Origin of the sequence: Pantoea sp. GD03673 (assembly GCF_029844725.1) — a bacterium.
Lineage (GTDB): Bacteria > Pseudomonadota > Gammaproteobacteria > Enterobacterales > Enterobacteriaceae > Pantoea.
In genome coordinates, this window is record NZ_JAOCKJ010000021.1 from 1 (window position 1) to 25714 (window position 25714).

Genomic DNA, 25714 nt, shown 5'->3' on the forward strand with positions numbered 1-25714 from the left:
TCTGTGCCTCTCAACCCGTTTCCCGTTGCCGGTGTGCCGTGTTGATGGATGCGCATTATAGGGAGTTCGCGCAGAGGCGCAACCCATAAAATGCATAAAAAAGAGCGTTCGCTGCATTCCACAGCAAAAGCCGCTGTTATACGCAGTTACGCACAATGTTATCCACACACAACGGCCCAAATGAATTTAGGCGAGCATCACGCAAACGTTTTCGCTACAATGCCGGGCAATATTCCGGACACCCCTTTTCGGGGCGTTACCTGAGGTTTTTGATCTTTTCTTCTTATATAGAAGAGAAAACCGCTGTCAAAGCCTGACGTAACGCTCTTATATACGCGAAACAAAGCCAAGGGATAAACCACCATGCAACAACCTCGTCCTGTACGCCGCGCATTGCTCAGTGTCTCTGACAAAGCCGGTATCCTCGAATTTGCTCAGGCGCTCTCAAGTCGCGGTGTCGAACTGCTCTCCACAGGTGGAACAGCTCGCCTGCTGGCAGATGCGGGTCTGGCTGTCACGGAAGTCTCTGACTACACCGGTTTCCCGGAAATGATGGATGGACGCGTCAAAACTCTGCATCCGAAAGTGCATGGCGGCATTTTAGGTCGTCGCGGCCAGGATGATGCCATCATGGCGCAGCATGACATCAGCCCAATCGACATGGTGGTCGTTAATCTCTATCCCTTTGCACAGACTGTCGCCCGTGAAGGATGCTCACTGGAAGATGCGGTAGAAAACATCGACATTGGTGGCCCGACCATGGTGCGTTCTGCTGCCAAGAACCACAAAGATGTCGCCATTGTGGTCAGCAGCGGTGACTACGATGCCATCATTGCTGAAATGGATGCGCATGAGAACGCGCTGACGCTTGAGACCCGTTTCGATCTGGCGATCAAGGCCTTCGAACATACCGCCGCTTATGACAGCATGATCGCTAACTACTTCGGTACCCTGGTGCCCGCCTATCACGGTGAACGTCATCAACCCGCTGGCCGTTTCCCGCGTACTCTGAATCTGAACTTTATTAAAAAGCAGGATATGCGTTACGGCGAGAACAGCCATCAGGATGCTGCCTTCTATATAGAAGAGAATATCACTGAAGCCTCTGTGGCAACCGCGCAGCAGGTTCAGGGTAAAGCGCTCTCCTATAACAATATTGCTGATACGGATGCTGCACTCGAGTGTGTCAAAGAGTTCAGTGAACCTGCGTGCGTCATCGTCAAACATGCGAACCCCTGTGGCGTAGCGACCGGTGACGATTTGCTGTCGGCCTATGAACGCGCTTATCAGACCGATCCAACCTCTGCCTTCGGCGGCATCATTGCTTTTAACCGCGAGCTGGACGAAGCCACTGCACAGGCGATCATCAGCCGCCAGTTTGTTGAGGTGATCATCGCTCCCGCAGTTTCCGAGGCTGCACTGAAAATTACCGCTGCGAAACAGAATGTCCGTGTGCTGATCTGCGGCCAGTGGCAGAACCGCACTGCGGCGCTGGATTTCAAACGCGTCAACGGCGGCCTGCTGGTTCAGGACCGCGATCTCGGTATGGTTGATGCCAGCCAGCTGCGCGTGGTCAGCAAGCGCCAGCCAACCGGGCAGGAACTGCGTGATGCGCTGTTCTGCTGGAAAGTTGCGAAGTTCGTTAAATCTAATGCCATTGTTTACGCACGCGATGGCATGACAATGGGTATTGGTGCCGGACAGATGAGCCGTGTTTACTCCGCGAAGATTGCAGGTATCAAAGCGAGCGATGAAGGTCTGGAAGTTAAAGGCTCAGCTATGGCGTCGGACGCATTCTTCCCGTTCCGCGATGGTATTGATGCTGCTGCAGCCGTTGGCGTGAGTTGCATCATCCAGCCAGGCGGCTCGATCCGCGATGAAGAAGTGATTGCGGCAGCGGATGAGCACGGCATTGCCATGATCTTCACCGACATGCGCCACTTCCGCCATTAATCGTTCTGGAGAGTAACAGATGAAAATTTTAGTAATCGGCAACGGCGGACGTGAACATGCTCTGGCGTGGAAAGCAGCCCAGTCGCCCCTGGCAGAAACCGTATTTGTCGCGCCGGGTAACGCAGGCACTGCATTAGAGCCTGCACTGCAGAATGTCGCGATCAGTGCGACAGATATCCCTGCCCTGCTTGAATTTGCGCAACGTGAAAAGATCGATCTGACAATTGTCGGCCCCGAAGCCCCCCTGGTGATTGGCGTGGTAGATGCCTTCCGCGAAGCGGGGCTGGCGATCTTCGGTCCGACGCAGGCCGCTGCACAGCTGGAAGGCTCTAAAGCCTTCACCAAAGATTTCCTGGCACGTCACCAGATCCCCAGCGCGGCGTACCAGAACTTTACCGAGGTTGAGCCTGCTCTCGCCTATCTGCGTGAGAAAGGTGCGCCAATCGTTATCAAAGCCGACGGCCTGGCCGCAGGTAAAGGCGTGATTGTCGCAATGACGCAGCAGGAAGCTGAAGACGCGGTGCAGGATATGCTGGCAGGTAATGCCTTTGGTGATGCCGGGCACCGCATTGTCATTGAAGAGTTTCTTGATGGCGAAGAGGCCAGCTTCATCGTGATGGTGGACGGCGAGCATGTACTGCCTATGGCCACCAGCCAGGACCACAAGCGCGTCGGCGATGGCGACACCGGTCCCAACACCGGCGGAATGGGTGCATACTCGCCGGCACCGGTTGTCACCGATGAGATCCACCAGCGCGTGATGGACCAGGTTATCTGGCCAACCGTGCGTGGCATGGCCGCTGAAGGCAACGTCTATACCGGCTTTCTCTATGCCGGCCTGATGATCGATCATACCGGGCAGCCAAAAGTGATCGAGTTCAACTGCCGCTTTGGCGATCCGGAAACGCAGCCTATCATGCTGCGCCTGCAGTCGGATCTGGTCGATCTTTGCCTGGCCGCCTGTGACGGTAAACTGGATCAGAAAACGTCACAATGGGATCCCCGTCCTGCGCTGGGTGTGGTACTGGCGGCGGGTGGTTATCCGGGTGACTACGCTCAGGGCGATCAGATCCATGGTCTGCCACTGGAAGAAGTTGCTGACGGTAAGGTATTCCACGCCGGAACACGGCTGGAAGAGGATCGGGTTCTGACCAACGGCGGCCGCGTGCTGTGTGTTACCGCGCTGGGTAACGATGTGGCTGCGGCACAAAAGCGGGCTTATGAGCTGACAAAGCCGATTTCATGGCAGGGTAGTTTCTGCCGTCGCGATATTGGCTACCGGGCCATTAATCGCAAATAAGCTAAGGGGGGCATTTTTGCCCCCCTTTCTTCACATATCGTCTTCTGTCGGCTGCTGTGAGCAGTCATCCTGCTGACTGACCCGCAACAGTTGTATCCCTTCCGGTGCTTCAAGCCATGACACCATCAGCGGTGCCGATGCCCCACGTTGCTGTTGTGTCAGCATCTGCAAATCGTCAGCATCGAAAGCGGGTCTGACCTGCTGGCCTTCACAACTCTCCAGCAAATTATTACCCAGCCAGTGTCCCTGTCTGAGGAACACCCGGCCGCTTAACAGCGCATCGCTGAGGTTACGCATGCGCTGAGCATCAAATTTGTAGAGCTCAACCGCATCCGGGCTGACCGCTTCACGCCGGCCTGAAAGCTGGCGCTGCATAAAGTTGAGACCGCCCGCCTGGTCAAAGCGCAGCGTCACATCATCAGGTTGCCTGCCCTTCACCTGACGCTGAATGCTGATTAACGCCTCTTCCAGCCAGACGTAATCCGTCACCTCGCCCTCACCGCTACTGAACGGCGTATAGAGGGTGCGGATATGGACCGACTGGTGATCGCTGTTTTTGCGCCAGATACGAACAACACCACGATCGGCAAGATAGCCACTGGCAGAAAAGGGAGGAATATCGGGCTTAGAACTACAGGCGAAAAGGAACAGGGAGAGAAACAGAACAGATAAACGCGGTAACAGCGGGGTCATGATAGCTGGCCTCTTAAACAAAAGGGGCGAAACGCCCCCTGTTTTAAAGCTTAACCGCAGTGCGACGTCTTACTTAACGGCGTCTTTCAGCGCTTTACCAGACACGAATGCTGGTACATTTGCTGCAGCGATTTTGATCTCTTTGCCAGTCTGCGGGTTACGACCGGTACGCTCAGCGCGGTGGTTCACTTTAAAAGTACCAAAACCAACCAGTTGTACAGCATCACCATCTTTCAGAGACTCAGTGATCGCAGCCAGAGTAGATTCCAGCGCTGCCTTTGCCTGGGTTTTAGACAGGTCAGCTTTTTCTGCGATCACATCAATCAGTTGAGTCTTGTTCATAAGTTATCCTTAAAGTGTATTTATCGCTTGCTAAGCAACGAGTGCGAGGGAAAAGCCATATTCTGGCACTCTTCTGCCTGCACGCACCGATAGCCACAATTTTCAGCCCCCCAAATGTAGACCAGACAGGGGGCCAATGTGAAGCCTTCAGGCTCGCTAATTCGGGCCTGAAGTCACGTTTTATCGCCTTACTGCTGGAAATTTATACCGATGTTGCTAATTCCCGCTTCACGCAGGTCAGATCGCAGACCTTTAATCAATTCAAGGTCGCGCTCTTCACACTCCGCCAGCAGGCGGAAAATCTCCCACTGAAGGTCCCACTCATCGATGATAGCCGGGTTTTCACGCAGCTCTTCATCGGTCATTTCGCGTCCAGCCTGAGTCATCTCCAGCATGGCGACGGTGGTAATTGAGGTCTCGCTGACTTCAATGGCATGCTCAAGCGTTTCGCCGCTCAGCTGCGCATGGAGGACTTCGCTTAGTGCCACACAGGCATCAATAGCCGGATAAACACCGTAAACCTCAAAGGCATCGCCATCAGGAATAGCGGCTTCGAGCTTTTCGAGCTGGCTGTCGAAGTTAATCTTCGCATCTTTGACCGTCAGGTTTTCCCAGATCAGATCAAGAATCCGGCGATAGAGTGCCGGATCGGCAAATTCAGTCTGCTCGCAGAACGCACGATAGTTGGGATACATGCGCTCGCACAGGCAGGCCATAAAAGTAAGGTGCTGCCAGCTTTCCAGCTTCGCCAGACGCAGATGAACGGGGTTTTGTAACATAAAGGTGGCTCTTAGTCGTTTCTCTGGCCGCAGTGTAACTGCAAAACCGCAGCACAAACAGTGTTAAAGCGCGTTTTGCCAGCGCTGGAAAGCGGTTCGGTTAGAGGCGACCGCATCTGCCCAGCGGGTGGGTTCCGGCAACCGGTAACCCCGCGTACAGTTTTCGACCCACTGCAGCGCAGTATCCAGGCTCACACGATGGCCGGTGGCGACAAACAGCGGATTACAACGCAGCTTGCTACGCCATACCCAGCCTATCTGCTCACCTTTGTCGATCAGCGGCTGACGGCTGCCAGGCTGCGCGTCCAGATCGTCGAAGCGCCCGCAAAGACGACTTTTCGCGACGCCAATCGTGGGTACATCGACCAGCAGGCCAAAATGCGAGGCGACGCCCAGTCGTCTGGGGTGCGAAATACCATGCCCATCCACGAACAGCAGATCCGGCTTTTGCGTCAGCATTTGCCAGGCAGCCATCAGCGCCGGATACTCACGGAAAGAGAGAAAGCCTGGAATATAAGGCATGGTGGTCTCAACACGCGCGATGCGGTGCTCCACCAGCTTTAGCGAGGGGTATTCCAGTATCACCATCGCCGCCCGCGTGACCGTGCCTTCCTGCTCAAATCCAACGTCTGCCCCGCCGATAAAGCGGGGCGGCAGCACGTCAAAGTCATCTTCACGCACCACGTCAGCGGCGCGTTGTAACTGCTCAGCGCGAAGTGCGGCAATGTCCATGATTACTCCTGATGCCAGGGACGTGATAAGCGATGCACAGCGTCAACAAAGACACCGGCATTTTCGGGTGGCACATCCTGATGAATGCCATGCCCCAGATTAAAGACGTGGCCGCTGCCCGAGCCAAAACGGGTCAGGATGCCAGCCACTTCCTGCTCAATACGCTCAGGTGCTGCATAAAGCATAGAGGGATCCATGTTGCCCTGCAGCGCGACTTTATCCCCCACGCGACGCCGTGCGTCATCAATATCGGTGGTCCAGTCGAGACCCAGCGCATCACAACCGGTGGCAGCCATCGCTTCCAGCCACTGGCCACCGCCTTTGGTGAAGAGCGTCACCGGCACCCGGCGGCCGTCGTTTTCGCGCAGCAGACCATCGACGATTTTGTGCATGTAGTGAAGTGAGAATTCGCGGTAATCCCGGCCGGTCAGCACGCCGCCCCAGGTATCAAATACCATTACGGACTGCGCACCGGCGCGGATCTGCGCGTTGAGATAGAGAATAACGCTGTCAGCCAGCTTATCCAGCATCGCGTGCAGCGTAGCCGGATCGGCATACATCATCTTTTTGATTTTGGTAAATGCCTTGCTGCTGCCCCCTTCTACCATATAGGTGGCGAGCGTCCACGGGCTGCCTGAGAAACCAATCAGCGGCAGATCGCCGTTCAGATTCTTACGGATAGTGCGGACCGCATTCATTACATAACCCAGCTCCATTTCAGGATCGGGCACCGGCAAACGTTCAACGTCAGCGCGACAGGTCACAGGGTTAGAGAAACGCGGGCCTTCGCCGGTTTCAAAATAGAGACCCAGTCCCATCGCATCCGGAATAGTCAGGATGTCACTGAAGAGGATGGCGGCATCCAGCGGATAACGGCGCAGCGGCTGCAGGGTCACTTCACAGGCCAGCTCGGCGTTTTTACACAGCGACATAAAGTCACCCGCCTGGGCGCGTGTCGCTTTGTACTCCGGCAAATAGCGCCCGGCTTGTCGCATCATCCATACCGGCGTGACATCAACCGGCTGACGTAACAGGGCGCGCAAATAACGATCGTTCTTCAGTTCACTCATCTCAACACTCTCTCAATAACAGGCGTGTAGTGTAGCACTTTCACACTTCGGCGCGGCACAGGGCGACGGTATCTTCAATCAGGCGGCGCGCTACGGTGCCCGGCGGCGGCAGCAAAGGCAGTTCATCAAAACGGAACCAGGCCGCATCGAGCAGCTCTTTGCCGTCGTGTTGCAGATCGCCACTGTCATACTCCGCCATAAATGCGGTCATCAGCGATTGCGGGAAAGGCCACGGCTGGGAGGTCACATAACGGACGTTTTTGACGCGGATATTGCTCTCTTCCATCACTTCGCGGGCTACCGCCTGCTCCAGCGTCTCACCGACCTCCACAAAACCCGCCAGCACGGTATAGACCTTGTTACGATGGCGGGCATGATTCGCCAGCAGGATTTCGTCGCCGCGACGGATAGCCACAATGATGCAGGGCGCGATCTGCGGATAGTAACGCTCGCGGCAATGACTGCAGAGACAGGCAAATTCATGCTTGCTGTGATGCATCTCATGGCCGCAGTAACCACACCAGCGATGAGAACGGTAGAATTCCGCCAGCTGTACACCGCGACCCGCCAGCTGAAACAGCACCACATCCTGATCGATGAGCTGTCGCACGGAGAACATATCGGAGGAACGCGGCTCACAAATCAGCCAGACTTTTTCGCCCTGCCACTCACCAATGGTCCGGGCTTTACTGCCGGTCAAACCAAATTTTTCGGCGTTTCCGTGGGGTAAATCACCTTGTGGCAACCAAAGTTTCTGTTCATGGCTGACAATCCACCATCCAGCGTCTACGCTTGAGATTTCGCATTGCATTTATTTCGTCATCCTTAGCGTCAACTCGCACGCTGAAGCCCTGATGTTAAGTGTGTAGATAAACAACTATAACTCACATGGAGTTAGATATGCTTAACCAGTTAGACGTCCTGGCTGAACGCGTAGGTGGCAGTAATGAACTGGTGGATTCGTGGCTTGCAGCGCGTCGCCAGCTTCTGGTGACCTATTATCACCTGGTCGGTCTTAAACCTAAAAAAGAGGCGCTGACGCGTCTTGATGAGCAGGCGTTAGACAACTTCTGTCACGGCCTGGTCGATTATCTTTCTGCGGGTCACTTCAGTATCTATGAGCGCGTGATAAGCGAAATGAGTGGTGACAGCCCGATGGTCGCCGCCGCGCAGATTTACCCTCCGCTGGAAGCCAACACTGAGCGTCTGATGCAGCTGTATGACGGCCACCTGCAGCAGGCGATCGACGATGAAAACTGCATGACCTTCCAGCAGGCCCTGTCCGAAGTGGGCGAAGTGCTGGAATCACGCTTTACGCTGGAAGATAAACTGATCCAGCTGGCATGGGACAACCAGCTTGCCACGCTGCCCGTTGCCAATGACAGCCATATCGCACGCCCGGCTTAACGGTTAATAGGGGTTGAGATAATCCCGTAGCCCTTTTATGCTGAACAGGTTCTGAGGAGCAAACGCCAAAGAACCTTTTTTATTTTTGCTTTCAAATATTGGGTTTTTAACGCCCCACTCTGTTTTCAGATGCGCGCGTAGAAACAGCTTCTTGTCGGAGTGCCCAGTCGGGCTGAGACCGTTAATTCGGGATCCGCGGAACCTGATCAGGTTAGAACCTGCGAAGGGAACAAGAGTAAATATCCTCTGTATGCCAGCGCATTTACGCTGTCTGTACGGTTACTCCTTCCGAACTCCGGACAAGCATCATTTCCCCTTAACAGGAAGATTGCTATGTCTGACCCAAAAATGACCCGTCGTGAACAGCGTGCCCAGGCGCAGGAATTTATCGATTCCCTGCAAAGCGGCAGTGCCTTTCCCCAGTCCCGTCGCATCTGGATTACCGGCAGCCGGGAGGATATTCGCGTGCCGATGCGTGAGATTACGCTCAGCCCGACCCACATCGGCGGCAGCAAAGAACAGCCTCTCTATGAGAAAAACGAAGCGGTGCCGGTCTATGACACGGCAGGCGCTTATGGCGATCCCGCGGCACAGATCGATGTGCATCATGGCCTGGAAAAACTACGCGCCCGCTGGATTGCTGAACGCGACGACAGCGAGCTCCTCGAACAGAACAGCTCGGGCTATACCCAGCAGCGACTGGCTGACGAGGGACTGGATCATCTGCGCTTCGATCACCTTCCGACGCCCCGCCGCGCCCGCGCAGGCCGCCGCGTCACGCAACTGCACTATGCCCGCCAGGGAATCATCACCCCGGAGATGGAGTTTATTGCCCTGCGGGAAAACATGGGCCGGGAGCGAATCCGCAGTGAGGTGTTGCTGCAACAGCATCCGGGCTACAGTTTTGGCGCGCATCTGCCCGCCAGCATCACACCTGAATTTGTTCGTCAGGAGGTTGCTGCCGTACGCGCCATCATTCCGGCCAATATCAATCACCCGGAATCAGAGCCGATGATCATTGGCCGCAACTTTCTGGTTAAGGTCAACGCCAACATCGGCAACTCGGCAGTGACCTCTTCCATCGAGGAGGAGGTAGAAAAGCTGGTCTGGTCAACCCGCTGGGGAGCCGACACGGTGATGGATCTCTCTACCGGCCGTTATATTCATGAAACGCGCGAGTGGATTTTACGAAACAGTCCGGTGCCCATCGGCACCGTGCCGATTTATCAGGCGCTGGAAAAAGTGAATGGCGTGGCTGAGGCGCTGAACTGGGAAATATTCCGCGATACGCTGCTGGAGCAGGCGGAACAGGGCGTGGACTACTTCACTATCCACGCTGGCGTGCTGCTGCGTTATGTTCCGATGACCGCGAAACGTCTTACCGGCATTGTCTCGCGGGGAGGATCGATCATGGCGAAATGGTGCCTGTCGCACCATCAGGAGAGTTTCCTCTATCAGCATTTCCGGGAGATTTGTGAAATCTGCGCCGCATACGATGTCTCGCTGTCGCTGGGCGATGGCCTGCGTCCGGGCTCCATTCAGGATGCCAACGATGAGGCGCAGTTTGCCGAACTGCGTACGCTGGGCGAACTCACACGCATCGCCTGGGAATATGACGTTCAGGTGATGATTGAAGGTCCGGGCCACGTGCCGATGCATATGATCCGCCGCAATATGACCGAACAACTCGACCTGTGCGATGAAGCGCCCTTCTACACCCTTGGCCCGCTGACCACCGACATCGCCCCCGGCTATGACCATTTCACCTCAGGTATCGGTGCCGCCATGATTGGCTGGTTTGGCTGCGCCATGTTGTGTTACGTCACGCCCAAAGAGCATCTGGGCCTGCCAAACAAAGAGGATGTGAAGCAGGGCCTGATCACCTACAAGATCGCGGCACATGCCGCCGATCTGGCGAAAGGCCATCCGGGTGCGCAAATTCGTGATAACGCCATGTCCAAAGCGCGCTTTGAATTCCGCTGGGAAGATCAGTTTAATCTGGCGCTGGACCCTCATACGGCGCGGGCTATGCATGACGAAACCCTGCCGCAGGAGTCGGGCAAGGTGGCGCATTTCTGCTCAATGTGCGGCCCTAAATTCTGCTCGATGAAGATTTCTCAGGAGGTGCGCGAGTTTGCGGCACGCCAGGATGCCCGCGCCGAGCCGGTTGAAGTCGGCATGGCGCAGATGTCAGACCGTTTTCGCAGCCACGGCGGTGAGCTTTATCACCCTGCCGATGCCATTAAGGAGGAGTAACGATGCCCGCATTTCCCGCTACCGCCCCGTGCCTGGGGCTGTATCCTGTGGTTGATAGCCTGGAGTGGATTGAACGCCTGCTGGAGGCGGGCGTTCGCACGCTGCAACTGCGCATCAAAGATCAGCCTGATGAGGTCGTCGAGCCCGTTATTGCCCAGGCGATTGCGCTGGGTAAACGCTATGGCGCGCGCCTTTTTATCAACGATTACTGGCCGCTGGCGATTAAGCATCAGGCGTATGGTGTGCATCTGGGTCAGGAGGATCTGGACGTTGCCGATCTGGACCGCATTCATCAGGCAGGATTGCGGCTGGGGCTCTCCACCCATGACGATGCGGAACTGGATCGCGCACTGGCTATCCAGCCCTCTTACATCGCGCTGGGACATATTTTCCCGACGCAGACGAAAGAGATGCCTTCTGCACCTCAGGGCATTGAGCAGCTCAGACACCATCTGACACGCCTGACGCATATCCCTGCCGTGGCGATTGGCGGTATCTCGATTGCACGGGCTCCTGACGTGCTGGCAACCGGCGTGGGAAGCATTGCGGTGGTGAGTGCGATTACCCAGGCCGCTGACTGGCGTGAAGCAACACGGACTCTGCTGGCGCTGGCAGAACCCGGCAATCAGGAATGTGTGGAACCTCTCTCGTAAACCAGCTGCAAAACAGGAAACGCCAGTGTTATTCCTGGAAAGTGGCGCGTGAAGGTGCCTGTTGACCCTGGCGTGTTCTGAGTCAAAACCTTAACGTGGCATCCGTCAGGTTAAGGCTAACTGACCAGGGCCGGTTTCCTCCTCTTGCCGGCCCTGCCTCTTCTTTCGCTACGCGGATGCAGAGGCAGATGTCCGGGTCTCATGCTGGCACGAAAGCATAGCGCGCTCGACAGCAGCCCCCACCAGCGCCAGTGCCTGTTCAGTCTGATCGTTGATCGGCAGCCCGTAATTTAAGCGCAGACAGTTACGGTATTTCCCCGACGCTGAAAACAGGGAACCCACGGCAATCTGAATTTTTGACTCGCGCAGTTCACGGTTAAGACGGACGGCATCAAAAGCTTCGGGGAGTTCTATCCACATCAGGAAACCGCCCTGAGGACGAGAAACGCAGATGCCGCAGGGGAAGTAGTGGCGTACCCAGCAGCTGAAGGCTTCATAGTTGCGGTGATAGATTTGCCGCATCCGGCGCAGATGGGGCTGATAATGGCCCTGGCGAATAAACTCAGAAACTGCATGCTGAGGCTGTGTGGCGGTGGAGCCCGTGACGATATATTTCATATGCAGTACCCGGTCCCGGTAGCGGCCAGGTGCAACCCAGCCAACGCGCAGACCTGGTGCCAGCGTTTTCGAAAAGGAGCTGCACAGCAGCACCCGGCCATCGAGGTCCAGTGCTTTGATGGTGGGCGGGCGCGGATATTCCCAGGCTAACTCACCATACACATCATCTTCAATGACTGCCGCGTCAAACCGCTGTGCCAGCGCCAGCAAAGCCCGCTTACGCTGCTCAGGCATGATAAATCCCAGCGGATTATTGCAGTTCGGCACCACGACAACCGCTTTGATTGGCCATTGATCAAACGCCAGCTCCAGCGCTTCCAGACTGATACCGGTGACCGCATCGGTCGGAATCTCGATGGCACGAATGCCAAAACCGCGCAGGGTTTGCATGATGCCGTGAAACGAAGGCGACTCTACGGCAATGATATCACCTGGCTCACAGACGGCACGCACGGCGACCGATAACGCTTCATGGCAGCCGGTGGTAATTACAATATCATCGGCGGTGAGCTGGCAGCCGCTGTCTATCGCCAGACGCGCAACCTGTTGCCGCAGCGCGAGAACCCCATAAAGATTGTCATAATTCAGCAGCGCCATGTCCTGCTTCTGCCCCTGGCGGCTGAACGCTTTCCACAGCGGCTTAAGCGTCGGCTGGGTCAGGTCGGGCATGCCGCTGCCCAGTTGCAACACATCATCTTCCAGACGGCTGTTAATCAGCTCCAGCACCGCATCCCACTGCGTCACCTCAACCGGCCGCTGTGCGGGACGGGTCAGCGCAGGAACTGGCGGCGTGGCTTTGCGCGAGGCCACAAAATAGCCGGAGCGCGACTGCGGCGTAATCATCTGCTTCTCTTCCAGCAGATGATAAGCCTGCTGCACTGTGCTGATACTGACGCCATGCTCAGCACTCAGACTGCGCACCGAAGGCAGGCGCTCACCGCTGCGATATAAGCCTTGTTCGATACGCTGAGCCAGCAGCGTAGCCAGATGTTCATATCGGGTCATTGTATTTCCTCTGGCTCAGATGCTGAGCAGTAACCAGTACAGTTCGGCCTCTTTTTTACCATTCAGATCGTCATGACGGCAATCTGTATGTTAATTAAAAGTGTTTTTTGCGTCTGTATCATACAGAGCGATCCGCTGAAAATGGTTCTCAGACAATTCACTGAGGGCACTATCATGGGATACGACGAGAATCGCGCAGCTAAACCGTTTGCAGGCACGCCTTACCACCTGGTTCGTTATCTGTGGCGCAGTTACAAACGCTGGCAGCTGCGGCGGGAGACGCGCGTCATCCTGTCGAAGCTGAGTGACAGTCAGCTGAAAGACATTGGTCTTAGCCGCAACGACTGGAATGCCTGAATCCGGGACAAAAAAAAACCCTGCCGTGGCAGGGTTTTTATCAGGCAAAGGACGATTAATCGTCTTTGTTGCCGCCGAGACCGGCGTTCAGCAGTTCAGCCAGGCTGGCTGAGGCTTCATCCGCAGTAACCTGCGGTACAACCGGCACTTCACCTGCCGCTTTGCGGCGCATACGATCCTGATGGTACGCATAACCGGTACCGGCCGGGATCAGACGACCCACGATGACGTTCTCTTTCAGACCGCGCAGTTCGTCGCGCTTGCCTGCCACTGCGGCTTCGGTCAGGACACGCGTGGTCTCCTGGAACGAGGCTGCAGAGATGAACGATTCGGTCGCCAGTGACGCTTTGGTAATACCCAGCAGGTCACGCATGAAGGTTGCACCCACTTTTCCGTTCGCTTCAAGTTCACGGTTAGAGATCTTGATGCGAGAGAATTCAGCCTGCTCACCTTCCAGGAAGTCTGCACTTCCTGCGCTCACGATGGTTGCTTTACGCAGCATCTGACGAACGATGACTTCGATGTGCTTATCGTTAATCTTAACGCCCTGCAGACGGTAAACTTCCTGCACTTCGTTAGTGATGTAACGGGTCACCGCATGCACGCCACGCAGACGCAGAATGTCATGTGGAGACTCTGGGCCATCGGAAACCACGTCACCGCGCTCAACACGTTCACCTTCGAACACGTTCAGCTGACGCCATTTCGGAATCATCTCTTCGTATGGCTCACTGCCATCCAGCGGCGTGATAACCAGACGACGCTTACCTTTGGTCTCTTTACCGAAGGAGATGATACCGCTGATCTCCGCCAGGATAGCTGGCTCTTTCGGACGACGCGCTTCGAACAGGTCAGCTACGCGTGGCAGACCACCGGTAATATCCTTGGTACCGCCAGATTCCTGCGGAACACGCGCCAGCGTGTCACCGGCACTGATCTTAACGCCATCTTCCAGCTGAACAATCGCTTTACCTGGCAGGAAGTACTGAGCCGGCATGTCGGTGCCCGGGATCAGAACGTCGTTGCCATTGGCATCAACAATTTTCAGCGCAGGACGCAGATCTTTACCGCCCGCAGTACGTTCAGCACTGTCCAGAACCACCAGCGAAGACAGACCGGTTAAGTCATCTGTCTGACGGGTAATGGTCTGGCCATCAACCATATCCGTGAAGCGAATGAAACCGCCCACTTCGGTGATAACCGGCATGGTATGCGGATCCCAGTTTGCGACGGTTTCGCCCGCTGCAACCTGCTCACCATCACCCTTCGCCATGGTAGAACCGTAAGGAACTTTATAGCTCTCTTTGGTACGACCAAATTCGTCGATCATTTTCAGTTCGACGTTACGCGAGGTGATCACCAGCTTGCCTGCCGAGTTAGTTACCGACTTGGCGTTGGTCAGCTTGATGGTACCTTTGTTCTTCACCTGAATGCTGGATTCAGCAGCCGCACGTGATGCCGCACCACCGATGTGGAACGTACGCATCGTCAGCTGTGTACCCGGCTCACCGATGGACTGTGCCGCGATAACACCGATCGCTTCACCTTTGTTGATGATGTGACCACGTGCCAGGTCGCGACCATAGCAATGCGCACACACACCAAAGTCGGTTTCACAACCTACTACTGAGCGGACTTTCAGGCTGTCAACAGAGTTCAGTTCCAGCACGTCACACCAGTGCTCATCGAGCAGCGTGTTGCGTGGGACCAGAATATCAGCAGTGCCAGGCTTCAGAACGTCTTCAGCGGTCACACGACCCAATACACGTTCACGCAGTGGCTCTTTAACGTCGCCACCTTCGATGACAGGTGTCATCATGATGCCTTCGTGCGTACCACAGTCATCTTCGGTAACGACCAGATCCTGTGCAACGTCAACCAGACGACGCGTCAGATAACCGGAGTTCGCCGTTTTCAGTGCGGTATCCGCCAGACCTTTACGTGCACCGTGGGTTGAGATGAAGTACTGGAGTACGTTCAACCCTTCACGGAAGTTCGCCGTGATAGGTGTTTCGATGATGGAGCCATCTGGCTTAGCCATCAGGCCACGCATACCGGCCAGCTGACGAATCTGTGCAGCAGAACCACGCGCACCGGAGTCGGCCATCATAAAGATGCTGTTAAAGGAAACCTGTTTCTCTTCTTCGCCGTCACGGTTAATCACGGTCTCAGTAGAGAGGTTTTCCATCATCGCCTTGGCAACACGTTCGTTAGCTGCGGCCCAGATATCGATGACTTTGTTGTAACGTTCACCTGCGGTAACCAGACCAGACTGGAACTGTTCCTGGATCTCAGCCACTTCTGCTTCCGCTTCGGTGATGATTTCCACTTTCTTCTCTGGAATAACCATGTCGTCGATACCGACTGACGCGCCTGAACGGGCTGCGTAGGCGAAACCGGTGTACATGGTCTGGTCAGCAAAGATAACGGTCGGCTTCAGCCCCAGAATGCGGTAACAGGTGTTCAGCATTTTGGAGATCGCTTTTTTACCCAGCGCCTGGTTCACGATAGAGAAAGGCAGACCTTTCGGCACGATCATCCACAGGATGGCACGGCCAATCGTGGTGTCGATCAGGCTGGTTTTAGCAACCCACTCATCCTGCTCATTTTTCTCGTGTTCGGTGATACGCACCTTAACGCGAGCGTGCAGTGACGCCAGGCCAGCGCGATAAATACGCTCAGCTTCTTTCGGACCAGTCAGCACCATGCCTTCGCCTTTGGCGTTAACACAGTCACGGGTCATGTAGTACAGACCCAGTACAACGTCCTGAGAAGGAACGATGATTGGCTCGCCGTTCGCAGGTGACAGGATGTTGTTGGTCGACATCATCAGCGCACGCGCTTCCAGCTGGGCTTCCAGCGTCAGCGGTACGTGAACAGCCATCTGGTCACCATCGAAGTCGGCGTTATAGGCCGCACAAACCAGCGGGTGCAGCTGGATCGCTTTACCTTCGATCAGTACTGGCTCAAACGCCTGGATACCCAGACGGTGCAGGGTTGGTGCACGGTTCAGCAGTACCGGGTGTTCGCGGATCACTTCGTCCAGGATATCCCAGACGACAGCTTCTTCACGCTCAACCATTTTCTTCGCGGCTTTGATGGTGGTGGCCAGGCCACGCAGTTCCAGCTTGCCGTAAATGAACGGTTTGAACAGTTCGAGTGCCATTTTCTTCGGCAGACCGCACTGATGCAGACGCAGGTATGGACCTACGGTGATAACCGAACGACCAGAATAGTCGACACGTTTACCCAGCAGGTTCTGACGGAAACGACCCTGCTTACCTTTGATCATGTCAGCCAGCGATTTCAGCGGACGCTTGTTGGAACCGGTGATCGCACGACCGCGACGACCGTTGTCCAGCAGTGCATCGACCGCTTCCTGCAACATACGCTTTTCGTTGCGCACGATGATGTCTGGCGCAGCCAGATCCAGCAGGCGCTTCAGACGGTTGTTACGGTTGATCACGCGACGATACAGATCGTTCAGATCCGACGTGGCGAAACGACCACCATCCAGCGGTACCAGCGGACGCAGATCCGGTGGCAGAACAGGCAGCACGGTCAGGATCATCCACTCTGGCTTGTTGCCAGACTGTACGAACGCTTCCAGCAGCTTGATGCGCTTGGTCAGTTTTTTACGTTTGGTTTCGGAGTTCGTTTCGTTCAGCTCTTCACGCAGCTGCTCGCACTCCTGCTCCAGATCCATGTTTTTCAACAGGGCCTGGATCGCTTCGGCGCCCATTTTGGCGTCGAACTCGTCACCGAACTCTTCCAGAGCGTCAAGGTACTGCTCTTCAGTCAGAATCTGACGCTTCTCGAGGTTGGTCATGCCACCTTCGATAACAACGTAAGATTCAAAGTAGAGTACGCGCTCGATGTCACGCAGCGGCATATCCAGCAGTAAGCCGATACGCGATGGCAGTGACTTCAGGAACCAGATGTGCGCAGTCGGCGACGCCAGTTCGATGTGGCCCATACGCTCACGGCGTACTTTAGTCTGGGTCACTTCAACGCCGCACTTCTCACAAATCACACCACGGTGTTTCAGACGCTTGTACTTACCGCACAGGCACTCATAGTCTTTTACCGGCCCGAAGATACGGGCACAGAACAGACCATCGCGCTCTGGCTTAAAAGTACGGTAGTTAATGGTTTCTGGCTTTTTCACTTCACCAAAAGACCAGGAACGGATCATGTCTGGCGAAGCCAGCGCAATTTTGATCGCATCAAACTCTTCGGTCTTAGTTTGCGCTTTCAGAAACTTAAGTAAGTCTTTCACGGATTAGCTCCCGTCGGAGTGAGACTCAGGGGGCGTCCAACCGAAATTGAACGCCCCGTAACCAGTACAATTGCGAGCGCTTTAAACCCTGCGCTTTCAGGCGGCAGCGAACTGCAGCCTGAAAAGGGGTTACTCGTCTTCCAGCTCGATGTTGATACCCAGCGAGCGAATCTCTTTCAACAGTACGTTGAAGGATTCTGGCATGCCCGGTTCCATCTGATGGTTACCGTCAACGATGTTTTTATACATCTTGGTACGGCCGTTGACGTCATCAGACTTAACAGTAAGCATTTCCTGCAGGGTATACGCGGCACCGTATGCTTCCAGTGCCCATACTTCCATCTCACCAAAGCGCTGACCACCGAACTGCGCCTTACCACCCAGCGGCTGCTGAGTAACCAGGCTGTAGGAACCGGTAGAACGTGCATGCATCTTGTCATCAACCAGGTGGTTAAGTTTCAGCATGTACATGTAGCCAACGGTTACCTGACGTTCGAACTGCTCACCGGTACGGCCGTCAAACAGGGTAATCTGACCGGAAGAAGGCAGGCCGCCGAGCTGCAGCAGCTCTTTGATTTCGCTCTCTTTCGCGCCATCAAACACAGGCGTGGCAATTGGCATACCTTTCTTCAGGTTCTCAGCCAGACGCAGTACTTCGTCATCGGAGAAGGTGTTCAGATCAACTCTCTGACGCAGATCGGTACCCAGGTCATAAGCGCGCTGGATGAATTCGCGCAGTTTCGCGACTTCTTCCTGCTTCTTCAGCATAGCGTTGATTTTTTCGCCGATGCCTTTCGCTGCCATACCCAGGTGGGTTTCCAGAATCTGACCGATGTTCATACGCGATGGTACGCCCAGCGGGTTCAGAACGATGTCAACCGGCGTGCCGTTTTCATCGTAAGGCATATCTTCGATCGGGTTGATCTTGGAGATAACACCTTTGTTACCGTGACGGCCTGCCATTTTGTCACCCGGCTGAATCTGACGCTTAACAGCCAGATAAACCTTAACGATTTTCAGCACGCCTGGTGCCAGATCATCGCCCTGGGTGATCTTACGACGCTTACCTTCGAGTTTTTTCTCAAACTCGTGCTTCAGTTCGTCGTACTGCTCTGCCAGCTGCTCCAGCTGGTTTTGCTTGGCTTCGTCAGTCAGACCCAGTTCCAGCCAGCGCTCGCGCGGCAGCTTATCCAGTTTGTCTGCTTCAACGCCACCCGAAATCAGTACATTCTGGATACGGCTGAACAGGCCCGCTTCCAGAATCTGCAGTTCTTCAGACAGGTCTTTTTTGGCCTGCTTCAGCTGCATCTCTTCGATTTCCAGCGCACGTTTGTCTTTTTCCACGCCATCGCGGGTAAAGACCTGAACGTCGATCACGGTACCTGACACGCCATTCGGAACGCGCAGTGACGAATCTTTCACGTCAGAGGCTTTTTCACCGAAGATAGCGCGCAGCAGTTTTTCTTCTGGCGTCAGCTGGGTTTCACCTTTAGGCGTTACCTTACCAACCAGAATGTCACCACCGGTCACTTCAGCACCGATGTAGACGATGCCTGACTCATCCAGTTTAGAGAGTGCAGCTTCACCCACGTTAGGGATATCAGCGGTGATCTCTTCCGGCCCCAGTTTGGTGTCACGCGACACGCAAGCCAGTTCCTGGATGTGGATGGTCGTAAAGCGATCTTCCTGAACTACACGCTCGGAGACCAGGATGGAGTCTTCGAAGTTGTAACCGTTCCACGGCATGAACGCGACGCGCATGTTCTGGCCCAGCGCCAGTTCACCCAGATCGGTGGACGGGCCATCTGCCAGCACGTCGCCGCGCTCAACCGGCTCACCCAGAGAAACACATGGCATCTGGTTGATGCAGGTGTTCTGGTTAGAACGGGTATATTTGGTCAGGTTATAGATGTCGATACCGGCTTCGCCAGCATGCATTTCGTCTTCGTTAACTTTGATAACGATACGTGATGCGTCGACGTACTGTACGGTACCGCCACGTTTCGCTACGGCGGTTACACCGGAGTCAACGGCAACAGCACGTTCCATACCGGTACCAACCAGCGGCTTATCAGCACGCAGAGTCGGAACCGCCTGACGTTGCATGTTCGCACCCATCAGAGCACGGTTGGCGTCATCGTGTTCCAGGAACGGGATCAGGGATGCACCGACAGAAACCACCTGCTGGGTGGAAACGTCCATGTAGTCAACCTGATCGCGGCTGAACAGACTTGATTCGCCTTTGCTACGGCAGGTGACCAGGTCATCAACAAACGCGCCATTGTCATCAAGAGGGGCGTTCGCCTGAGCGATAACGTAGTTACCCTCTTCGATAGCAGAGAGGTAATGAATCTCGTCAGAAACCAGACCGTCAATAACGCGGCGATAAGGCGTCTCAAGGAAACCGTACTCATTGGTCTGTGCATAAACAGACAAGGAGTTGATCAGACCGATGTTCGGACCTTCAGGGGTTTCGATTGGGCAGACACGACCGTAGTGCGTTGGGTGTACGTCACGCACTTCGAAGCCGGCACGCTCACGCGTCAGACCACCCGGGCCGAGAGCAGAGATACGACGTTTGTGCGTAATCTCTGACAGCGGGTTGTTCTGATCCATAAACTGAGAAAGCTGGCTTGAACCAAAGAACTCTTTCACCGCGGCCGAAATCGGCTTCGCGTTGATCATGTCCTGTGGCATCAGGGTATCAAGATCGCCCAGTGACAGACGCTCTTTAACCGCACGCTCAACACGTACCAGACCGACACGGAACTGGTTCTCAGCCATTTCGCCGACTGAACGAATACGACGGTTACCGAGGTGGTCGATATCGTCCACTTCGCCTTTACCGTTACGAATGTCGATCAGCTTCTTCATCACTTCGATGATGTCATCTTTGCTCAGGATGCCTGAACCTTCGATTTCATCACGCAGCAATGAACGGTTGAACTTCATACGACCGACAGCAGAAAGATCGTAACGATCTTCAGAGAAGAACAGGTTCTCGAACAGGTTCTCTGCTGCTTCGCGTGTTGGCGGCTCACCAGGACGCATCATGCGGTAGATCTCAACCAGTGCGCTCAGACGATCGCTGGTTGGGTCGACACGCAGGGTCTCGGACATATATGGACCGTGGTCCAGATCGTTGGTGAACAGCGTTTCGATGCGCTTGTGACCGGACTGGCTCAGTTTAGCCAGCAGATCCAGTGACAGTTCCATGTTCGCTGCAACAATCAGCTCACCGGTGCTCTCATCGATGTAATCTTTAGCAACCACTTTGCCCGCGATATATTCAACCGGGACTTCGATGTGCTGAATGCCATCTTTTTCCAGCTGACGAATATGGCGCGCAGTAATGCGGCGACCTTTTTCGACGTAAACGGTGCCGTTCGCTTCAATATCGAAGGTTGCGGTTTCACCGCGCAGGCGCTCTGGCACCAACTCCATCTGCAGCTTGTTGTCACGGATTTCAAACACCACTTTCTCGAAGAAGATGTCGAGGATCTGAGGTGTAGTGAACTGTAACGCACGCAGGATGATAGTAGCCGGCAGCTTACGACGACGGTCAATACGGACAAACAGGTTATCTTTCGGGTCAAACTCAAAGTCGAGCCATGAACCACGGTAAGGGATGATACGTGCGTTATAGAGCACTTTACCCGATGAGTGGGTTTTACCCTTATCGCTATCAAAGAACACGCCAGGACTACGGTGCAGCTGAGAAACGATAACGCGCTCGGTACCATTGATAACAAAGGTACCGTTGTCGGTCATGAGCGGAATTTCGCCCATGTAGACTTCTTGTTCTTTAATGTCTTTTACGGTGCCTTCTGGCGCTTCGCGCTCATAGATCACCAGACGCAGTTTCACGCGCAGCGGTGCCGAATAGGTCACGCCACGGATCTGACACTCTTTCACGTCAAAGACAGGTTCACCCAGGCGGTAGCTGACATACTGCAACTCAGAGTTGCCGCTGTAGCTCGCAATAGGGAATACAGAACGGAATGCAGCTTCCAGTCCGTACTGACCTTCTGGATCTTGCTCGATAAACTTCTGGAACGAGTCGAGCTGGATGGAAAGGAGATAAGGTATGTCCAGTACTTGCGGACGTTTACCAAAATCCTTACGAATACGTTTTTTCTCGGTATAGGAGTAAACCATAGGGTTCCTCAGCTAGCTGACAAGTCGACCCACGCTGTCCGTCCTGACAGGACAGTTCATGCAACACGATTTTGTTTGATTCACTGGCTGCGCGGCAGCAGTGCAATACCTCTTTCTATCACGCTTAAATCATTTCATCGCTTTTGAGAAGGCAGGGAACCCACACAGGAAAGCGGTATATTAAGTCGTCGATAGAGAAAGATATTGAAGAGTAACAATGGACAAACAGTGTGAAACCCCATTGAGACCCTGTAGCGCAAAAAGGCTGGTGACCAAAAAGTCACCAGCCATCAGTCTGAAACTACTCAGACTGCAACCCGAAGGTTGTCTTACTTAACTTCAACTTCAGCGCCAGCTTCTTTCAGAGCAGCTTCAAGTGCAGCTGCGTCATCTTTGCTGATGCCTTCTTTGATTACGCCAGTTGCTTCAACCAGGTCTTTGGCTTCTTTCAGGCCCAGACCAGTTGCAGTACGTACGGCTTTGATTACTGCTACTTTGTTCGCGCCAACAGCTTTCAGTACGACGTCGAATTCAGTTTTTTCTTCAACAGCTTCAGCCGGGCCCGCAGCAACAGCTACAGCAGCAGCAGCAGAAACGCCGAATTTTTCTTCCATAGCAGAAACCAGCTCAACAACTTCCATTACGGACATCGCTGCAACAGCTTCCAGAATTTGGTCTTTAGTGATAGACATGACAATTGTTCCTAAGAATCAGAAAAAGTTTATACGTAAGCAGGTACGAAGAAAAGAATAAGGCCTTAAGCCGCTTCTTTTGCATCGCGTACAGCAGCCAGAGTGCGGACCAGTTTGCCGGCAGCGGCTTCTTTCATGGTCGACATCAGACGTGCCAGTGCTTCTTCGTAGGTCGGCAGCGTTGCCAGACGGTCAATATTGGCCGCCGTGATCAGCTCACCTTCAAAGGCTGCAGCTTTGACCTCAAATTTTGCATTCGCTTTCGCGAAATCTTTGAACAGACGAGCAGCAGCGCCCGGGTGTTCCATAGAATATGCAATCAGGGTCGGACCAACAAACGTGTCTTTCAGGCACTCAAACTGAGTACCTTCAACGACGCGGCGCAGCAGGGTGTTACGAACAACACGCATGTAAACGCCAGCTTCACGGCCTGCTTTACGCAGTTCGGTCATTTTATCAACGGTAACGCCACGGGAATCCGCAACAACCGCTGAAAGCGCACCTTTGGCTACTTCGCTGACTTCAGCAACAATCGCTTGTTTGTCTTGAAGATTTAATGCCATTAGCTTTTGCTCCTGGATTTGACCGGGAAAGGATTTCCCCGGAACTCACTTCACTTACTTACCCCAAGGGGTAATAAGCGCTCGAACACGGTGAGCAGAATCCAGCTAAGAAAAAATTCTTTTGGTTCTGTCACCGTCTACGCAGGGTATTAAGCAGAATATCCGGAGATAAACAGCTCCTGCGGTCTTGGACGGAGGCCAGGATAAGGCCTGGCTCCAACCTAAATTCTGTGCGACGCAGCAGAGTCAGAGGGAATGGCGATAAACGCAACAGTCGTTTCTGGCTCTCTGGTGTCCTGTTCTGTTAATAACAGAACAACGGGCGTAAGATTCTAGGTGAATTTTTCGCCCGTTTCAAGCAGCAATTAGTTTGCTGTTGCGTTCAGACCAGCCTGGTCAACGGCAACGCCGGCGCCCATGGTGGTTGAAAGGCTGACTTTCTTGATATACACGCCTTTCGCCTGAGATGGTTTAGCTTTTTTCAGCGCAACCAGCAGAGATTCCAGGTTTTCTTTCAGTTTGTCAGCGTCAAAGTCCACTTTACCGATGGTAGTGTGGATGATGCCGTTTTTGTCGTTACGATAACGAACCTGACCCGCTTTAGCGTTCTTAACCGCTTCAGCAACGTTAGGGGTTACAGTACCAACTTTCGGGTTTGGCATCAGGCCACGTGGACCCAGAATCTGGCCCAGCTGGCCAACAACGCGCATTGCATCCGGAGAAGCAATAACAACGTCAAAATTCATTTCGCCTTTCTTGATCTGATCAGCCAGGTCTTCCATGCCTACCAGCTCAGCGCCTGCTGCTTTAGCAGCTTCAGCGTTAGCGCCCTGGGCGAAGACAGCAACACGTACTGAACGACCAGTACCGTGTGGCAGAACGGTCGCGCCGCGAACGTTCTGATCAGATTTACGTGCATCGATGCCGAGGTTGACAGCAACGTCAACGCTTTCTACGAACTTGGCAGTCGCCAGTTCTTTCAGCAAAGCAACAGCTTCAGCAATGTCATACTGCTTGGTCGCGTCAACTTTGTCGCGAATTACGGTCATGCGCTTGGTCAGCTTAGCCATTTCTTAGTCCTCTACTACCAGGCCCATGGAACGAGCAGTACCTTCGATTGAGCGAGTCATCGCTTCAACGTCAGAACCAGTCATGTCCGCAGCTTTGGTTTCTGCGATTTCACGTACCTGAGCACGAGTCACTTTACCGACTTTATCTTTGTTCGGCTTACCAGAACCAGACTTGATGCCCGCTGCTTTTTTCAGCAGTACGGCAGCCGGAGGCGTTTTGGTAATGAAGGTGAAAGAACGGTCGCTGTATACGGTGATAACAACAGGAGTCGGCAGACCTTTTTCCAGAGATTCGGTCTTAGCGTTGAACGCTTTGCAGAATTCCATGATGTTAACGCCCTGCTGACCCAGTGCTGGACCAACAGGTGGACTTGGGTTCGCCATACCAGCTGCAACCTGCAGCTTGACGTAGGCCTGGACTTTCTTAGCCATGATATTTCCTCAATTGGGTTATAGCGCCTGTAAAGGCTCCCCGTGATAACGATTTATACGCCGTTGTTAGCGCATAAAAACAAAAGGCGCGAAATTGTAGTTAAATTTCGCGCCTGCTGCAACAGCTAATTTGTGAGCGGAAAGAGGTTAACCTTTCTCCACCTGACCGAAGTCGAGCTCAACCGGTGTTGCACGACCAAAGATGGAAACGGATACCGTCAGGCGGCTCTTCTCGTAATCCACATCTTCAACCACACCGTTGAAGTCAGCGAACGGACCGTCATTAACGCGAACCATTTCACCTGGTTCAAACAGCGTTTTAGGACGTGGCTTGTCGCCCACCTGCTGCAGACGGTTCATGATCGCATCAACTTCTTTATCGCTGATAGGTGCAGGACGGTCAGATGTACCGCCGATGAAACCCATCACGCGCGGGACGCTGCGTACTAAATGCCAGCTGGCGTCATTCATCACCATCTGAACCAGTACATATCCCGGGAAAAACTTGCGCTCGCTCTTACGACGCTGGCCACCACGGATTTCAACGACTTCTTCAGTCGGAACCATGACTTCACCAAACAGCTCTTCCATGTTGTGCAATTTGATATGCTCGCGCAGCGATTGGGCTACGCGGCCTTCAAAACCGGAAAACGCCTGTACGACGTACCAGCGTTTCTTTGGAGCTTCAGACATCTCAGAACCTCAGGCCAGTGATAAACGATACCAGACGGACCAGAATACCATCCAGCCCCCACAAAATCAGTGACATCACGGCAGTAACCGCGGCAACGATTAACGTGGTGTGCAGCGTTTCCTGGCGGGTTGGCCAGATAACCTTACGCATTTCTGTTCTTGCTTCACGAGCAAAAGCCACGGTCGCTTTGCCTTTGGTCGTTAAAAGCGCAATGCCGCCAGCCGCTGCAATCAGTACAACTACGGCTAATGCACGCAGTGGCAGTGACACATCACGATAGAGGTAGTTACCTACAATCGCTGCAAGCAGCAGTAATACAACTACTACCCACTTTACCGCTTCCAGGCCACGCCCGCTCCCTTGAGCTTCGGTATTCGCACTCATAAACCAACCTGCCACAATAATTCAGAAACTATTCTGCCCCGCAGTGCGAGGCGTCCAAACCGAATGAGCTTTTGGGGCGTAACTCGGTATCCAACGCCGCATAACAGAGCCTGTCTCAGCAATGATTATGATTCAAAAAATCACTGATGAGCCAGGTTCTATGAAACAGCGTGCAAAAAGGGCATCAAATGATGCCCTTTCCGTGTGCATTGCGTCAAACGTTATCGGTAATTATGCGATAACTTTAGCAACAACACCCGCGCCAACGGTACGGCCA

Annotated in this window: 21 protein-coding genes and 1 riboswitch; of the genes, 6 read left to right on the forward strand and 15 right to left on the reverse strand. The window is 54.2% G+C overall.

The genetic code is table 11. From position 1 onward, the window contains the following. The first annotated feature begins 363 nt into the window (after nt 1-363). Together purH and purD are read left to right on the forward strand one after the other, a co-directional pair. The gene (purH, locus tag N5J69_RS21670) at nt 364-1953 is read left to right on the forward strand and encodes a bifunctional phosphoribosylaminoimidazolecarboxamide formyltransferase/IMP cyclohydrolase (RefSeq protein ID WP_279772509.1); all 1590 of its coding nucleotides are present in this window, start codon (nt 364-366) and stop codon (nt 1951-1953) included. A gap of 19 nt (nt 1954-1972) precedes the next feature. Next, nucleotides 1973-3253: a phosphoribosylamine--glycine ligase gene (purD, locus tag N5J69_RS21675; protein WP_279772510.1), complete on the forward strand. Its 1281-nt coding sequence runs from the start codon at nt 1973-1975 to the stop codon at nt 3251-3253. Nucleotides 3254-3283: 30 nt separating this feature from the next. On the opposite strand, the gene N5J69_RS21680 is transcribed toward purD, so the two are convergent. The 6 genes from N5J69_RS21680 to nudC all read right to left on the reverse strand — a co-directional run bounded on the left by N5J69_RS21680 (nt 3284) and on the right by nudC (nt 7680). After that, nucleotides 3284-3946: a DUF1481 domain-containing protein gene (locus tag N5J69_RS21680; protein ID WP_279772511.1), complete on the reverse strand. Its 663-nt coding sequence runs from the start codon at nt 3944-3946 to the stop codon at nt 3284-3286. A gap of 69 nt (nt 3947-4015) precedes the next feature. Next, on the reverse strand, nt 4016-4288 hold the full coding sequence (gene hupA / locus N5J69_RS21685) for a nucleoid-associated protein HU-alpha (protein WP_003850136.1): 273 nt from the start codon (nt 4286-4288) through the stop codon (nt 4016-4018). Nucleotides 4289-4476: 188 nt separating this feature from the next. Continuing rightward, a complete protein-coding gene (locus N5J69_RS21690) occupies nt 4477-5067 on the reverse strand; it encodes a YjaG family protein (RefSeq protein WP_279772512.1) in 591 nt (196 codons plus the stop codon). Nucleotides 5068-5130: 63 nt separating this feature from the next. Next, nucleotides 5131-5799: a deoxyribonuclease V gene (gene nfi / locus N5J69_RS21695; RefSeq protein ID WP_279772513.1), complete on the reverse strand. Its 669-nt coding sequence runs from the start codon at nt 5797-5799 to the stop codon at nt 5131-5133. Between the two features lie 2 nt (nt 5800-5801). Continuing rightward, nucleotides 5802-6869 carry a uroporphyrinogen decarboxylase gene (hemE, locus tag N5J69_RS21700; protein ID WP_279772514.1) on the reverse strand — a complete coding sequence of 356 codons (1068 nt, stop codon included), beginning with the start codon at nt 6867-6869 and terminating at the stop codon, nt 5802-5804. Nucleotides 6870-6909: 40 nt separating this feature from the next. Further along, nucleotides 6910-7680 carry an NAD(+) diphosphatase gene (gene nudC, locus N5J69_RS21705; RefSeq protein ID WP_279772515.1) on the reverse strand — a complete coding sequence of 257 codons (771 nt, stop codon included), beginning with the start codon at nt 7678-7680 and terminating at the stop codon, nt 6910-6912. Nucleotides 7681-7769: 89 nt separating this feature from the next. Between nudC and rsd the strand changes: the two genes are divergently transcribed. The 3 genes from rsd to thiE all read left to right on the forward strand — a co-directional run bounded on the left by rsd (nt 7770) and on the right by thiE (nt 11185). Beyond that, the gene (gene rsd / locus N5J69_RS21710) at nt 7770-8276 is read left to right on the forward strand and encodes a sigma D regulator (protein ID WP_279772516.1); all 507 of its coding nucleotides are present in this window, start codon (nt 7770-7772) and stop codon (nt 8274-8276) included. Between the two features lie 145 nt (nt 8277-8421). Continuing rightward, a riboswitch (TPP riboswitch) is annotated at nt 8422-8522 on the forward strand. Nucleotides 8523-8609: 87 nt separating this feature from the next. After that, nucleotides 8610-10532: a phosphomethylpyrimidine synthase ThiC gene (gene thiC, locus N5J69_RS21715; RefSeq protein ID WP_279772517.1), complete on the forward strand. Its 1923-nt coding sequence runs from the start codon at nt 8610-8612 to the stop codon at nt 10530-10532. Between the two features lie 2 nt (nt 10533-10534). Then, the gene (gene thiE, locus N5J69_RS21720) at nt 10535-11185 is read left to right on the forward strand and encodes a thiamine phosphate synthase (protein ID WP_279772518.1); all 651 of its coding nucleotides are present in this window, start codon (nt 10535-10537) and stop codon (nt 11183-11185) included. A gap of 168 nt (nt 11186-11353) precedes the next feature. On the opposite strand, the gene N5J69_RS21725 is transcribed toward thiE, so the two are convergent. Further along, the gene (locus N5J69_RS21725) at nt 11354-12808 is read right to left on the reverse strand and encodes a PLP-dependent aminotransferase family protein (RefSeq protein ID WP_279772519.1); all 1455 of its coding nucleotides are present in this window, start codon (nt 12806-12808) and stop codon (nt 11354-11356) included. Nucleotides 12809-12982: 174 nt separating this feature from the next. Here N5J69_RS21725 and N5J69_RS21730 point away from each other — a divergent pair, with 174 nt between their 5' ends. Continuing rightward, nucleotides 12983-13165, forward strand: a complete 183-nt coding sequence (locus tag N5J69_RS21730; RefSeq protein ID WP_279772520.1) for a DUF1127 domain-containing protein — start codon at nt 12983-12985, stop codon at nt 13163-13165. 55 nt (nt 13166-13220) lie between these two features. Here the strand turns inward: N5J69_RS21730 and rpoC are convergent, their stop codons facing one another. The 8 genes from rpoC to secE all read right to left on the reverse strand — a co-directional run bounded on the left by rpoC (nt 13221) and on the right by secE (nt 25437). After that, nucleotides 13221-17444 carry a DNA-directed RNA polymerase subunit beta' gene (rpoC, locus tag N5J69_RS21735; protein WP_279772521.1) on the reverse strand — a complete coding sequence of 1408 codons (4224 nt, stop codon included), beginning with the start codon at nt 17442-17444 and terminating at the stop codon, nt 13221-13223. Nucleotides 17445-17573: 129 nt separating this feature from the next. After that, nucleotides 17574-21602, reverse strand: a complete 4029-nt coding sequence (gene rpoB, locus N5J69_RS21740) for a DNA-directed RNA polymerase subunit beta (RefSeq protein ID WP_013359733.1) — start codon at nt 21600-21602, stop codon at nt 17574-17576. Nucleotides 21603-21931: 329 nt separating this feature from the next. After that, nucleotides 21932-22294 carry a 50S ribosomal protein L7/L12 gene (gene rplL, locus N5J69_RS21745; protein WP_009092660.1) on the reverse strand — a complete coding sequence of 121 codons (363 nt, stop codon included), beginning with the start codon at nt 22292-22294 and terminating at the stop codon, nt 21932-21934. A 65-nt stretch (nt 22295-22359) separates the two neighbouring features. Further along, entirely contained in the window at nt 22360-22857 is a 498-nt protein-coding gene (rplJ, locus tag N5J69_RS21750) for a 50S ribosomal protein L10 (protein WP_003848098.1), read from the reverse strand. 365 nt (nt 22858-23222) lie between these two features. Then, complete coding sequence (rplA, locus tag N5J69_RS21755) at nt 23223-23927, reverse strand: 50S ribosomal protein L1 (protein ID WP_010261038.1); 705 nt, start codon at nt 23925-23927, stop codon at nt 23223-23225. 3 nt (nt 23928-23930) lie between these two features. Next, nucleotides 23931-24359 (reverse strand): 50S ribosomal protein L11, encoded by a 429-nt coding sequence (gene rplK, locus N5J69_RS21760; protein ID WP_006121495.1) that lies wholly within the window; start codon nt 24357-24359, stop codon nt 23931-23933. A gap of 147 nt (nt 24360-24506) precedes the next feature. After that, nucleotides 24507-25052 (reverse strand): transcription termination/antitermination protein NusG, encoded by a 546-nt coding sequence (nusG, locus tag N5J69_RS21765; RefSeq protein ID WP_013359732.1) that lies wholly within the window; start codon nt 25050-25052, stop codon nt 24507-24509. Between the two features lies 1 nt (nt 25053). Next, a complete protein-coding gene (secE, locus tag N5J69_RS21770; RefSeq protein ID WP_008927141.1) occupies nt 25054-25437 on the reverse strand; it encodes a preprotein translocase subunit SecE in 384 nt (127 codons plus the stop codon). Nucleotides 25438-25714: the final 277 nt, after the last annotated feature.